The sequence below is a fragment of the Mycobacterium sp. SMC-17 genome, from assembly GCF_045310915.1.
In the GTDB taxonomy this organism is placed as follows: Bacteria; Actinomycetota; Actinomycetes; order Mycobacteriales; family Mycobacteriaceae; genus Mycobacterium.
Genome location: NZ_JBJIAK010000085.1, coordinates 1 through 12,475, shown reverse-complemented (window position 1 = coordinate 12,475; position 12,475 = coordinate 1). Strand labels below are relative to the sequence as shown.

The window sequence follows — 12,475 nt, the reverse complement described above, 5'->3', positions numbered from 1 at the left end:
TAACTGGCAATCCAGGTGGTCCCATCACCCTGGCAAAAATCAGGTCACACTGGTCCCATCCTCATGGCAGGCGACAGGGCCGCATGAGTACCACACCGCAGTGCCCGAGTTCCGAGTCAACGGGCACACGTGACTTCCCGACGCCCGAAGTATCCGATGAGCCAGCATCAGACCGCGACCGGACATTGACGGAGATCCTCTTCGAAATGCGTGATGACGAGCCGGCTGTCCGCTCTCGTCGCGCTATCGAAATCACGGCCGGATCGCTGACCGGCACCTTCACTCCGGGTTACTTGGACGACCTGCGGGAGGACTGGCCCGAATGACTGTCCTTGAGGATGGTTCCAAGCACGCCGAGCGAGAAGAGGCGTTCGCCGCCGAACGCGTCGCAACCCTCGCCGAAGCTGAACACCCCGCTGCCATCGAAGAGGGCCGCGACTGGGGCCGGACAGCAGCCGATGGAATCGACTAACCGGCGGCGGGGAGTCTCCCCGGCCGCGATTAAACAAGCCCAAGCCGACCGCCGACCGACATCTGCCGGCTTTCAGGAGGCCATGCTGGAAATGGTGGAAGGTGGTCGTGACGATGCAGGGCGTGTAGGAGACCTCAGCGCTCTTTATGAGCAATATGCGGTCCACGTTCGTCCAGTCATCACCCAGACGAGCGACCACCGATGGCGCGCCGAGTACCCGGGCGTCGACTGGTATGTGGTCGCCGACAGCGCAGAATCCGCGGCTGACGAAGTCTCCAAGGAAGCGTTACAGCGAATCGAAGCCGGTGACCCCAACGCCCAGCCACCTGACGCTTTACTCGGACGGCACCTCACGCACCCGATACCGGGTGTCTATGCCCTTGACCGAGAACTGTTTCTGTACTTACGGATTCACGCCGGTCATATCGAAACGCAGAAAGCATTCGAAGAGGCCGAGCGCCGCCGTGCGGCTGGACAGCCCTACACGAAAGTCGAGTACCTCGCAGAAAACCGACCTCACGACGCGAGCTGACATCTGTTATGAGGCCCTTTCGGCGTAGGGGTGTCCACGCACTGGGTCCTGGCCGCGGTAGCCCGCGCCGCAGGGATACCTATTCGGTGGCGCCGCTGCGCAGGTCGATGTTGTGCCCGTCAGCGGTGTAGCCCTCCACTGGGCGCAAGACGTAGCTGGGCGGGATGTTGCCGGTGCGGTAGTAGCCGAAGAACACGTCGGCAGCTTCTTCCGCGCCGAACACCTCAGAGCTGCTGACCGTCTCTACGCTGCGCGGGAGCGTGATCGGCACGTCCAGCGCTTCCGGTGCGTTGTGTGGGCGTCCGACGATGTACCGGACCGATTCCACATCCCACTGCTGACCGCCTGGCTTGCGAATCTGCACCGTCATCGCGTTGGCCGAGCCGCCGGCCTGCAAGTAGGCGTCGGCCTCCCGGCCTGCGGCAATCATGGCTCCGTGGTCGAGTCCGTCTGGCAGTGCGAACAAGGTCAGCGCCCATGGCTTGGTTCCATTGAGACGGCTGAGTGGGTCGGCGAACTCGCTGCGGTCAGCGTTGCTGCCGATGGAGATCGCGAACACGCCGCCGTCGTACTTGACGACGTGGGTGTAAGCGGACGTTCCCATATCTCTGAGCCTATCTATGAGGAGTGACAGCACCGGGGTGGCGCCTCATGCGTGGTTATCTGGATCGTTGGGGTCCCGGCCGAACATGCCCTGAAAGAACTTGCCGAGATTACTCAGCTCCGGATCGCCCGACTTGGCCAGCTCGTCGGGAGAGATGTGCGTGCCCCAGGTTGGGAACGGGTTGTCACCCGCACGGGGGATCAGCGGCTGGCCGTCGTCTTTCCACATCTTCGGCGGTTCCGGCATTCCCGGATACCCGCCGCTTGCTCCCGGTGCGGGCGCCGGGGCAGGGACATTCGCTTCAGGCGGTGGCCACGGCACACGGACCTCCTGCGCCTGCACCACCTCGATTGGCTGACCGTTGAGCATGCCGCGCGCCGGAGTACCTGAGTTGACGATGGAGTCGACCGCGGTCTGGTTCTCTGTGTAGGGCGATTCGTTCGTCTTGTGCTCGAGTCCGATGTACTGGCCGGGCACACCGGTCGGTCGGAGTGCGTCGTACTTGCGGGTGCGCATTTTGCCGGTCGCTGGATCGAAGACCCGGACCTGCACCTCCTGACGGATCAGCGGAATGCCGAGGGATTCCATCTCGTCGAAGGTGTTTTGTGCCGCGGCATGGCCGTCGACGCCGCTGTTTCCCGGTGCCCACTCGCCATTCGGTTTGTGGTCCGGGAATTTCGGATTGCGTCCATCACTGTTCGGATTGGGTTTCTGCTCATCCTGCTTGAAGTGGTAGTCGACGGCCTGCACCGCTGGGCCGGGTTCCTCCGGCGCCGGGGCTTCCTGGAACCGTAGCGCCCGCACGGGGTCCAGCGCAGCGGTGATCTTCCCAGCCACCGTCTTGTCCATGGTCACGAGAGTTTGTGCCCGCGAACCGATTTCGACGGCGAATGCCTGCGCCTGTTGTTGCCGGCCCGCCGGGACCCGCATCAGCGGACTGGTGTTCTTGTCCGTCACCGACAGGTTCTGCTCGACGATGAAACCGGCCTGCTCCGCCTCCTCGATCGCGGTGAGCACCTGCCGCTTGGCCCAAGCGATGTCCTCCGCACCGTTTCGGGCGAAGCCGCTGGCGCTGTGCAGGCCATCGGCGGCGCCGCGCACCTTCACCAGGTCGCCCCAGCTGCGTTCGGCTGCCTTGTCGGCGGCGTCGCCTTCCCACACAGTGCCGCCCGGCCGGAGGGTTCCCTGGTGGATCGTGTCGAAGTGGCCTTCCCAGGCCTGTGCGGTTGTGGACCAGTGGACCGCGGCGGTCTCCAGGTGCGTGATATCCCACGCCTCGATCTGGGCACGGGTCAGCGTGGCGCCCGCAGTTGCGGTTGGAACACCGCCCGCAGCGGAAGTGCCGGCGGCGGGCATCAGACCTGCACGGTTGTGGTAATCGACTGCGCCGAATCGTTGTCGGTCGTGCGGTAGACGCCGTCGGCGGTGCGCAACTTGAACCCAGTCGATGTGGCCCGGGCTGACAACGCCGAGGCGGCCTGCTCCACTGCATTGTTGCCGCTGGCTACTGCGGTTGCCGTTGCCTGGTGAGCCGCACCGGCTGCTGCTGGCGACGCGGCGGCGGTCAGGGCTGCGGACACGGTGTCGCAGAGTGCGGCGTGTGCGTGCAGGCCCTCGCTGTCGACACGAACCATGTCCGCCATGGACACCCCCCCTCTGGCCAGTCCCCTATATCCCAGAATAGGTGCAGTTCAGTTGGGGCTCCGACGCTAATTTTGGTGAAACGGCCATAACTGACCGCCGAACCCCGGATTCGGCCGCACTGCGTCGACCTGCGGCATGATCGGGCGATGACCGAACTCACCCGCCACAGCAGCGCCGTGCCGTCGGTCTACAGCCTCATGGGCACCCTGGAGAACGACCTCACCGCAGCTCTTGGCTACACCCTGACCCGCAGCCCCACTCTGCGCGCCGATGTCCTGGCGCGGGTCTGGCCGACCGTCACACCACCAGCGGCCGGCGAGGCCACCTTGGCCCTGGAGGTCCGCGGCAGCGAAGGCCGCACCGACCTGCAGATGCACCTGCCCGGGGCACTGGTGATCTTCGAGGCCAAAGGCGGGTGGATCGTGCCCACCGCCAGCCAGCTCGCCCAGTACGCCGGCCGCATCACCGAACACGAGCACCCTGCCGGCGGGGTGCTGGTTACCTTGTCGCAGGCCTCCGGTGACCTGGCCACCGCCTGCGGCCTGCCCGCCAGCATCGACGGCATCCCCGTCGTGCACCTTCCGTGGACCGAGGTCCTCGACGACATCACGGCTGCCCGCCGCACCTGCCGCGGCACCGAACGGGTCTGGCTCGACGAACTGCACGCCTATCTGAAAGAGGTGATCCGGATGCGCAGCCCGAAGGACTGCACGACCTACTGCGTCGTGCTCAATCGCGCCAAGCCCGGCGACGGCGGTGATCGCACGTTTTTGGAGTACGTCACCGATGGCCACTGTTACTTCCACCCGTACGGCGCCGGCAACGGCTGGCCCGCCGAGCCACCGAACTTCATGGCGTTCCGCTGGGACGGGCACGTGCAGCGCATTCACCGCGTCACCCACGCCGAGGTGATTCCCTCACTGCTGCAACGCTTTCCAGATGTGCCCGCCAACGAGGTGACCACCACACCCCACGCCGTATACACCCTTGGCCCCCGCATCCCTCCGTTCGATCCGATCCCCACCGGCAAGAACTACCGCGCAGCCCGCTTGTGGGTGTTGCTCGACCAGCTGCAGACCGCGCCCACCCTGGCCGATGCCATCGACGGGACCCGCCAACTGTTGGAGTAGGTGGTGATGCAGCGTGCATCACGGGACCGTCACGCGTGCTGACGCGCCAGCGGGATATCGCGGTCTCTTAGCAAGGGATGACTATCAGTGCGGCTTTGTCGGCGTCGAAGCCGCAGGTGACGGTTACCTGATTGATGTGGTGTCGGCGGTGCGGCCAGCTGCAGTCAGGTGCAATGACTAGGCTCCCCAGCGGATCAGGACACGAGATGGAGGACCGTGGCGAAGCACACCGGCCGGCTGGAGCTGACCTGGACCGACAAGGACAAAGCCCTTCTGTCCGCCGGCGACGGCCGATACGACTACACCTTTACCGACCGCGACGACCCCCGGGTGCGTGAGATCCGGCTCCTCCACGAAGTTGAGCGCGTGGGGGATGTCCCGGCTGCAGGCGACTGGCCGGACGGCCTCCCGGTGCCCACGACGGACAACCTGCTGATCACGGGCGATGCGATGCACGCACTCGATGCGCTCGCAAAGACACCTGAGTGGTCAGCGAAGTACCTCGGTTCGGTGAAGCTGGTGTACATCGATCCTCCCTTCAACACACAGCAGGCGTTCCCGAGTTCGCACTACGAGGACAACATCGAGCACTCGATCTGGCTCACAATGATCCGCGATCGGCTGCGGCAGATGAAGCCGCTGCTCGCGAAGGACGGGTCCATCTGGGTGCACCTGGACGACGTGGAGGTGCACCGATGCCGAAGCGTGCTTGACGAGGTCTTCGGTTCGGACAACTTCGTCGCGGAAGTCGTATGGCAGAAGGCCGATTCGACCCGAAACGACGCCGCTCAACTGTCGGTGGATCACGACACGATCCTCGTCTATCGAGCATCGGCGGAATGGCGGCCAGAACGGCTCCCGCGTACAGCCGAGTCAGACGCCCGATTCAGTTCAACGGACGGAGACCCGCTGCCGTGGTTCGATGACAACCCGTCAGCGCCAGGGGCGCAAACGCACCAGGGCATGGTGTATGCCATTCAGCATCCGATGACCGGTGAGCTTGTCTATCCGGCACGTGGCCGCCACTGGTGGACAGAACAGGCACAGATTCTGTCGATTATGAGCGAGTACACCGCATATGAGTTGCGCGATATCGACGACGCGGTCAAGCGTGCCGACTTGTGCGGAATGTCGCCCGATGAAGTCCGGCCCGGCGTATGTGCGGTCATGCTCGCAGATCCGCTCGAGATCGCACGGAAGCGAGCGATCGCGCGGTACGACGCCGGAACTTGGCCAGCAATCTTGTTGCGCTCTGGTGGCGAAGGTGGATTCGGACGCAAGGCATATGTGCCGAACCAGGGACTCGCACCGTCGACGTGGTGGACGAACTCAGTCGTCGGGCACAACCGGGAGGCTAAGGCTGAGATCAAGGCGTTGTTCTCCGAAGTTAACCCGTTCCCGACTCCAAAGCCGGAACGACTACTTGAGCGGATCCTCACCATCGGCACGCGGCCCGGAGAACTCGTGCTCGACTGCTATGCAGGCTCCGGAACGACCGCGGCGGTCGCACACAAGATGGGTCGGCGTTGGATCACCAGCGAGCTGCTCGACGCGACCATGGAGACGTTCACCAAACCAAGACTTTTGCGCGTGGTCGAGGGGGCCGACCCCGGCGGGGTCACCCAGTCAGTGGAGCGTGTCGATGCGACCGCGGACGGCCTGCCGGGGGGCATGACGCCAAAGGAGGCGCAGGAATTCACGCGGCTGCTCGGGAAAGTGGTCAAGGGCCGTGAGGACCTCGACGCGCCGACGATCCGTGCACTAAGGGCCGCGACCAAGACTCGCGACACAAAGACCAAGAACTGGTTCGGAGGTGGCGGGTTCACGCATCTTGTCGTTGGACCGTCCATGTACGAGGTTGACGAGGAAGACGGTGACGTCTACTTGTCTTCGGCGGCCGTGAACGGTGAGTGGTCGAAGTCGGTTGCGGCCCAACTCAAGTTCACACTCACCCCCGACCACCCGGTCTTCTGCGGAATCCGTGGACGCCAACGCCTTGCTGTGATCGACGGCGTCGCTGACGAGGTCGTGGTTCGTACCGTCGTCGAGCACCTACTGGAGAAGGAACGGGCAATTCTCGTGGCGAAGATGGTGTTGCCTGACGCTGAAGCCCTGCTGACGGAGTTGTCGCCTGGGTCGCGATTGAAGAAGGCACCGCGTGACCTGTTCCCGCGTCGGGTGGTGAAGTGAGGTGACGGTGGAATTTGCCTTCGATGGGGCGCTGATCGACGAAATCGCGGCGCGGTTCGACTTGCGGGATCCCAATAGACAGGCGCTTGAAGCGGTCGTGAAGGCGCTCGTCGAAGACGGGGCTACCGATAAGTTTCCGGAGTTGGTCGCCGATCTCGCCACGGGTGTGGGCAAGACCTATCTGATGTCGTCGCTGGTGGACTATGCCGCGGCGCAGGGGGTTCGCCACGTCCTTGTGGTTACCCCGGGCAGCGTCATCCAGAACAAAACTCTCGCAAACTTCGACACGGCAAGCACAAAGTATGTTGCCGGCGCTGACCATGTACCAGTGGTCATCACGCCGGACAACTTCCGGTCAGCGAGTATCGCTGCAGCGCTACGTGACCCGGCCGAACTGAAGGTTTTCGTGTTCAACGTCCAGCAGCTGCTACGGCCCACCGACCGGGTATCGCGGAGGATTCGGGCGACCGACGAAAATCTTGGTGATGACCTCTACGCGTTTCTGGAAGGGGCAGACGATCTGCTGGTTATCGCCGACGAGCATCACATCTACCACGAGAGGGCCGCGGCGTTCTCTGCGGCGATACGCGAGCTGAACCCCCGCGCACTGATCGGCCTGACAGCGACGCCAGCCGCCTCCGACCTCAGCAAGGTGGTGTTCCAGTACACCCTTGGCGCAGCGATCGCCGACGGCTACGTCAAGACGCCAGTGATCGTGCACCGAACCGATGGCACAAAGGACGAACGGACTCAACTTGCCGATGCATGTCACCTGCTGCGGAAGAAAGAAGACGCCTATCTGAGCTTCCTGCAAGCGCGGTCGGACTTGACTCCGGTCAGACCGATCCTCTTCGTCGTGTGCACCTCGATCGATCACGCCAACGAGGTCTCGCAGCTCCTTGCCCAGGACGGGTTTATCGGCAGCGGCAGCGCGGTTCTTACGATCACGTCGCAGTCCTCCGACGAAGCGCTGACTGCGTTGGCGGCCTGCGAGTCACAAGATTCACCGATCCGCGCAATCGTGAGCGTGAACATGCTCCGGGAAGGCTGGGATGTCCGGAACATTGCGGTGATCGTCGCGCTCCGACGACTCGCCTCCCAGGGGCTCACCGAGCAGATCCTCGGTCGGGGGCTACGCTTGCCGTTCGGCTCCCTGACCGGGGTGTCCACGGTGGACCAGATCGACCTCGTTGCTCACGACTCGTATCAACAGTTGTTGGCGCAGAAGGACGTGCTGCGCGAGCGCATCGAGACTCCGCCAGCTCAGATTGAGGTAGACGAGCATGGAGCCGCTACGGCTGGTGTGCTGGACCCGGCCGAAGGCGCAAAGTCGCCTACATCGGCCGTCGGAGTCGAGTCGTCAGGCCAACAGAGCATTAGCGGCGACGGCGAGACAGACAGAGGCGCGCCTGGTGTGCCGCGGCCGTTGATCGTCATCGGTGAGGGTGACGACGCTGAGGCCGCGCTCTTCGTCATCGAGACCGAGCAACGAACATCAGCGCCGACGCCGAAGCCGATCTATCGCTGTGAGGGAGCGCCGCAGATCGTATTTCCGCGGCGGGAGTCTCGGATGACGTATGCGGCGTTCTCGCTGTCCAACATCCCCGATGGGGACGCACGGGCCGCCGGCGCCCGGTTCGTCACCGAGGTGCCCACGTTCTTATCCCTGGACGCCCTGGTAGCCGAGCGTACGAACGACGACATCGTCATTACGGTTCAGCCGCAGGAAAACGTCGAAGCGCAGCAGGCACTGACTGGTATGGACACTATCCGGCAGGACCTCACCGCGGCGATATCCAGGCAGGCTGCGGAGACCGCTTCTGAGAAGCGCGCTGCTCGCCGTATCACCGATGCCTTCCTCAAAGGCGCAGGGGTGGTGCACGGTAACGAGACCGCGGAGTGGGGTGAAAACCGCCGCCAGCAGGCTATCAGCGGCATGAGCGCGCTGATCCGCGCCGCATACAGTCGGCGGGCGCGAGAGATGACGTACGACCTTGTGCCGGTGCCACTTCCGATCGAGCCCGTCGTCGTTGAGTCGCCGCTGGACGCCCACAACGACCAGTTCGTCAAGCGCGTTCATTTCGGGGGATGGCAGCGCAACATCATGCCCACAGCGGAGTTCGACGCGGGAACGACAGAGTGGCAGATCGCGCACCTGCTTGATCGCGACCCCGATATCGCGTGGTGGCTGCGGCTGTACACGAACGGTCCCGCATTCATCCCGACAGCGCAGGACGGGAACTACTTCCCGGACTTTATCGCCATTGACACCGCTGGAGTGTACTGGCTGATCGAGGGCAAGGCTGACCGGTCTGCGAACGACGCAGATGTTCTCCGCAAGAAGGAGACGGCGGAGACCTGGGCGCGGCAGGTCCGCGACGACGAAGAGGATTACGGCGATTGGCATTACATGTTCGCCACGGAGTCGGCCATAAGGGCCGCGGGGTCGTGGGTGGCGCTCAAGGTCGTGACCGACCCCGAGTAGCCCGTACCGATGTGGACTCCTGATGGAATTCGCGTACCGGGGAACACTGAGCGTCAGCCTCCCGTGAATTGACGATCGCGGTGGTTACCCTGCCGGAATGGGAGACGGGGATTCACAGGTAGCTGCGGGGTCAGTCGAGCTGAAACCTCCGCGGCCGGGCGAAGAGTCCGCCGAGGTGATGGTTACCGTCAAGACTTACCCGAACCCCAGCGACAAGTACCTGGAGACCGTCTGCGTAGCTGGAGTCCGCCTCGATCGTGGATCAGCTGAGTGGATTCGCTTATACCCCGTGCGGTTCCGTAACGAGGACTTCGACAGGACCTTCAAGAAATATGACGTAATCCGGGTGAACGGCACCTATCACCAGTCAAACGACGTCCGTCCCGAGTCGTTCCGGCCGCGCCAGGACGAGATGGCCCACGTCAATCGGCTAGGTACCAGCAGCAATTGGCAGGCGCGTCGAACGAACCTTGGTGACCTGATCGGCGCGACAACGATGTGTGAGTTGCTCGCGCAAAATCCGGTAGGTGACATGGTCACGTCGGCGCCGTCACTGGGGTTGATCAAGCCGCATGACATCAAGGTCACTGTGGAGAACGGAAAGCCGTGGAGTAAATCCGAGCAGGCGAAGATCGACAAGGCTTCAGCGCCGGATTTGTTCGGCTCCTCGTTAGCTCCGCTGGAGCCAGCCCCGTTCGTCGTCAAGTACAAATACAAGTGCGAAACGGCGAACTGTAGGGGGCACGAGCAGAAGGTCCTCGACTGGGAGGCTGGCCAGGGCGGCCGAAAGTGGTTGCGCGACTACGGTGATCGCACTCGTACCCGTGAAGCGATGCTAACGAAGTGGCGCGATGAAATGCTGGCTGCGGACAACGACATCTATTTCTACGTAGGTAACCAGAACGCCCGACATTGGGTTTTCTCGGTTCTCGGTGTGTGGAGACCGAAGATCGAGAACGCCCTCTTCTAAACGTGCACCACGGCGGCGTCTGGGCGCACCTTCATCAGCTGGCGTACCACGATGTCCCGGTGGCACTCCGCGTGATCGTGTTCGAAGCACAGCAGCGCCACGACGCCACCGTCGAGTAGCTCGGACACGTGGGCCAGCGCGTTGGTCGCCTCGGCGGTATCGAGGATGTCGCGGTACCGGGCGCGGGACTCGGGCTCGCCGGCTCGGAACCCCGCGCGGTTGTTCTTCGGGTTGCCCAGTGCGCGGTGGTGGACGTAACCGATGCCCACGGCGGCGAGCGCCTCGGACAGCTTTGTTTTTGACAGTCCGGGCTTGCGACTTAGAGGAGTCAGCCGCACATCTACGAGCACCTGCACGTCCTGTTCGAGGAGCCGGGCGACGAGATCGTCGACGGTCTTGCCCTCGTAGCCGATGCTCACCAGCGTCCCAGTGGCGACGATGTGCGCAGCGTGGGTGTCAGAGGTGCTCATGGTGTTCCATGTTGCAACACCGGCCGCGGCGGTGGGCGCTAGCCCCACGGTTGTGCGATGGAACTGTGATGTTGGTAGCCGCCTGTCTGGGTGTACGCCAGCACCGATTTTTGTCGTACTCCGGTGGCACGCTAGCGCCCATGACGATCATCCTTCCGAGCGGGCAGCCCAACCAGCGATTTATGAGATATGTGCGTCCGCCGACCAAGGAGGGCGATGATCATCCGCCTCTGTTCCCACTTCGTCCTGCTACTCGTCCGATGCGACTTGGGATCGACGTCACCACCTTGCCCACACCACCGGACGGGCCATTCACGAGGTTTTTAGGTCGCGATGAGGTCGATGTGCAGTTGTTGGTGCCGGTAGGCCAGGACGTTCCCGCATCGTGGCTGTCCGCACTTGGTGAACCGCTGGTCCGCCAGATCGGATTTACCAATGTGGAGGCGGCCTCGAAAGTGCTCGACACCCGACAGTTCAGCGTGTCCACGGAGACTCAGACGATGCGGTCCCGTGGTACGGCCCACTTCTTCGACGTGTACCAGCAGCTCGACGCCCAAACGGCGCCGGCCGGTACACAGCCGCTCACGATGGAGCAACGCCACCATGCCGCCGCTTACGCCGCTGCTGCCGGTTCTGTGGGCATCGACGCCATCGTCTCCGAATCTCCTACGGTCGGTCGGTCCGATGTTGCGGACAATGACGTGGTTGCCAGTGTCACCCCTGCCGACGCTGTGGCCCTGGTCGGGCACTACCTGCGGATGACGGCGAATCCAGTAATCGATGTTCAACGCGGCGACCTGATGGGTGGCGGCACGTGGGAGACGACAGAGTCCACTGCCACCATCGAGAATTTCTACGACTGGGGTGTGGTATCTGACATGCCGTACTTTGACGTTCTCCCAATCCTCGCCGGTCGTATGGGAGACGTCGAAACCGTGGCCGCGGTCAAGTCGATCCGCGTCCGACTGGCTCGCGCAGCTCGCGCCTTCGACCACTTGCTCGCAGCGCTTTCCAACCCGATGAACGGTAACGGACGAGCAGATGTGGTTGAGACCGCCAGTGAGGCATTCGACCGCCAACTGCTTTACCTCGCAGCGGCTTTCGATATCTACGGCCGGCGATATCTGCTCCTCGTCGATCCCACGCGCGACCCGAAGAGGTTCCGTTTCTCTTTGGACGCGAGTGGCTACGTGACCGATCACCTAGCGAAGGAATATGAGAAAGACGCTGTCGGCATGGCGGATGTGACGCGTCTGCACGTGTACGCCGGCGTATGTAAGGTGCTCCGCAACCACATCCATGACGGCATCCTGCCGGTGGACCAGCACCCGGGCCGTAGCTACGGGAACTCGATGACCATTGCCCTCAACTTGGAAGCCATGCCCGAGCTGCTTCCAGGCGCCGATGTCCGGATGACGCAACTGCACTACGACTCGCTTGCGGCGTGGCGCGCCGACTCCACCGAAGCGTTCGGCGCACCGACGACGGTCGCCGACCTTGCAACGGCAGGGTTCACGCTTATGGGCGCCGCGCTCGCGTTGGTGGAGGCGTTCACAAAGTTGATCTTGCGGAACAAGCCGAAGGCTGCGACGGCACCAAGTCCACTTCTCGGGTGTGTGGAAGCTCAGCCAGGCGAGACCGAACCGCCGCCTCATGAGCGCGCGGCGTTCCATCGTGCGCTATTTGGGTGGCATCTGGCGTGATCCGGCAGGGGGGAGCTGAGTTCCAGGCTGCGTGTATACCGGGAAAAGATGTGAAATAGGTTGTGCAGAAACTTAATTGAAGCTCATGGCCTTGGCGTCCAGGTGGGCACGAGTACGTGGCGGTTCGCGTCGCGGCGCCGCGATCTGCCTGATTTGTTGGCCTACGGTCTCGAATTCGAGCCACTTGTGTGGGTTAGATGGGACTTGACCCCGTGTGTTGGACACGCTGAATCCCGCAAGGTTGGCGGGGGAAGCGAGATGATCCACCACGATGG

13 protein-coding genes are annotated in these 12,475 nt (G+C 63.3%); 8 read left to right on the top strand and 5 right to left on the bottom strand.

Translation table 11 applies throughout. The features are described from left to right. The 3 genes from ACJH7A_RS29170 to ACJH7A_RS29160 all read left to right on the top strand — a co-directional run. On the top strand, positions 1-326 hold a 326-nt coding region (locus ACJH7A_RS29170), incomplete at its 5' end, for a hypothetical protein (protein ID WP_406803209.1). Further along, complete coding sequence (locus tag ACJH7A_RS29165; protein WP_165640041.1) at positions 323-472, top strand: hypothetical protein; 150 nt, start codon at positions 323-325, stop codon at positions 470-472. The genes ACJH7A_RS29170 and ACJH7A_RS29165, both read left to right, overlap by 4 nt. After that, the gene (locus ACJH7A_RS29160) at positions 459-1,004 is read left to right on the top strand and encodes a hypothetical protein (RefSeq protein WP_236738251.1); all 546 of its coding nucleotides are present in this window, start codon (positions 459-461) and stop codon (positions 1,002-1,004) included. Before ACJH7A_RS29165 ends, ACJH7A_RS29160 begins: the two co-directional genes overlap by 14 nt. A gap of 79 nt (positions 1,005-1,083) precedes the next feature. On the opposite strand, the gene ACJH7A_RS29155 is transcribed toward ACJH7A_RS29160, so the two are convergent. Genes ACJH7A_RS29155 through ACJH7A_RS29145 form a run of 3 tightly spaced genes read right to left on the bottom strand, consistent with a single transcriptional unit; the run spans position 1,084 to position 3,251 of the window. Further along, the gene (locus ACJH7A_RS29155) at positions 1,084-1,608 is read right to left on the bottom strand and encodes a hypothetical protein (protein ID WP_074297573.1); all 525 of its coding nucleotides are present in this window, start codon (positions 1,606-1,608) and stop codon (positions 1,084-1,086) included. 45 nt (positions 1,609-1,653) lie between these two features. Further along, positions 1,654-2,964, bottom strand: coding sequence for a hypothetical protein (locus ACJH7A_RS29150; RefSeq protein WP_074297571.1), 1,311 nt, complete (start codon positions 2,962-2,964; stop codon positions 1,654-1,656). After that, positions 2,964-3,251, bottom strand: a complete 288-nt coding sequence (locus ACJH7A_RS29145) for a type VII secretion target (RefSeq protein ID WP_074297569.1) — start codon at positions 3,249-3,251, stop codon at positions 2,964-2,966. The genes ACJH7A_RS29150 and ACJH7A_RS29145 overlap by 1 nt, the downstream gene beginning before the upstream one ends. A gap of 147 nt (positions 3,252-3,398) precedes the next feature. On the opposite strand from ACJH7A_RS29145, the gene ACJH7A_RS29140 reads away from it, so the two are divergent. The 4 genes from ACJH7A_RS29140 (at position 3,399) to ACJH7A_RS29125 (ending at position 10,027) form a co-directional block, all read left to right on the top strand. Beyond that, positions 3,399-4,382 carry a hypothetical protein gene (locus ACJH7A_RS29140; protein ID WP_074297567.1) on the top strand — a complete coding sequence of 328 codons (984 nt, stop codon included), beginning with the start codon at positions 3,399-3,401 and terminating at the stop codon, positions 4,380-4,382. Between the two features lie 216 nt (positions 4,383-4,598). Further along, positions 4,599-6,572, top strand: a complete 1,974-nt coding sequence (locus tag ACJH7A_RS29135; RefSeq protein WP_074297565.1) for a site-specific DNA-methyltransferase — start codon at positions 4,599-4,601, stop codon at positions 6,570-6,572. Between the two features lies 1 nt (position 6,573). Then, positions 6,574-9,057, top strand: a complete 2,484-nt coding sequence (locus ACJH7A_RS29130; protein ID WP_074297563.1) for a DEAD/DEAH box helicase — start codon at positions 6,574-6,576, stop codon at positions 9,055-9,057. A gap of 97 nt (positions 9,058-9,154) precedes the next feature. After that, on the top strand, positions 9,155-10,027 hold the full coding sequence (locus tag ACJH7A_RS29125; protein ID WP_236738250.1) for a hypothetical protein: 873 nt from the start codon (positions 9,155-9,157) through the stop codon (positions 10,025-10,027). On the opposite strand, the gene ACJH7A_RS29120 is transcribed toward ACJH7A_RS29125, so the two are convergent. Beyond that, complete coding sequence (locus ACJH7A_RS29120; protein WP_074297562.1) at positions 10,024-10,497, bottom strand: DUF488 family protein; 474 nt, start codon at positions 10,495-10,497, stop codon at positions 10,024-10,026. The two genes, ACJH7A_RS29125 and ACJH7A_RS29120, sit on opposite strands and share 4 nt — an antisense overlap. Before the next feature lie 140 nt (positions 10,498-10,637). On the opposite strand from ACJH7A_RS29120, the gene ACJH7A_RS29115 reads away from it, so the two are divergent. After that, positions 10,638-12,200 (top strand): hypothetical protein, encoded by a 1,563-nt coding sequence (locus ACJH7A_RS29115; protein WP_207550249.1) that lies wholly within the window; start codon positions 10,638-10,640, stop codon positions 12,198-12,200. Positions 12,201-12,272: 72 nt separating this feature from the next. Here the strand turns inward: ACJH7A_RS29115 and ACJH7A_RS29110 are convergent. After that, positions 12,273-12,475 (bottom strand): hypothetical protein (locus ACJH7A_RS29110; RefSeq protein ID WP_406803208.1); only part of this gene is annotated, 203 nt, incomplete at its 5' end.

Coding starts and splice junctions, on each gene's coding strand:
- ACJH7A_RS29165 (WP_165640041.1), top strand. CDS start 323: ATGACTGTCCTTGAGGATGGTTCCAAGCACGCCGAGCGAGAAGAGGCG.
- ACJH7A_RS29160 (WP_236738251.1), top strand. CDS start 459: ATGGAATCGACTAACCGGCGGCGGGGAGTCTCCCCGGCCGCGATTAAA.
- ACJH7A_RS29155 (WP_074297573.1), bottom strand. CDS start 1,608: ATGGGAACGTCCGCTTACACCCACGTCGTCAAGTACGACGGCGGCGTG.
- ACJH7A_RS29150 (WP_074297571.1), bottom strand. CDS start 2,964: ATGCCCGCCGCCGGCACTTCCGCTGCGGGCGGTGTTCCAACCGCAACT.
- ACJH7A_RS29145 (WP_074297569.1), bottom strand. CDS start 3,251: ATGGCGGACATGGTTCGTGTCGACAGCGAGGGCCTGCACGCACACGCC.
- ACJH7A_RS29140 (WP_074297567.1), top strand. CDS start 3,399: ATGACCGAACTCACCCGCCACAGCAGCGCCGTGCCGTCGGTCTACAGC.
- ACJH7A_RS29125 (WP_236738250.1), top strand. CDS start 9,155: ATGGGAGACGGGGATTCACAGGTAGCTGCGGGGTCAGTCGAGCTGAAA.
- ACJH7A_RS29120 (WP_074297562.1), bottom strand. CDS start 10,497: ATGAGCACCTCTGACACCCACGCTGCGCACATCGTCGCCACTGGGACG.
- ACJH7A_RS29115 (WP_207550249.1), top strand. CDS start 10,638: ATGACGATCATCCTTCCGAGCGGGCAGCCCAACCAGCGATTTATGAGA.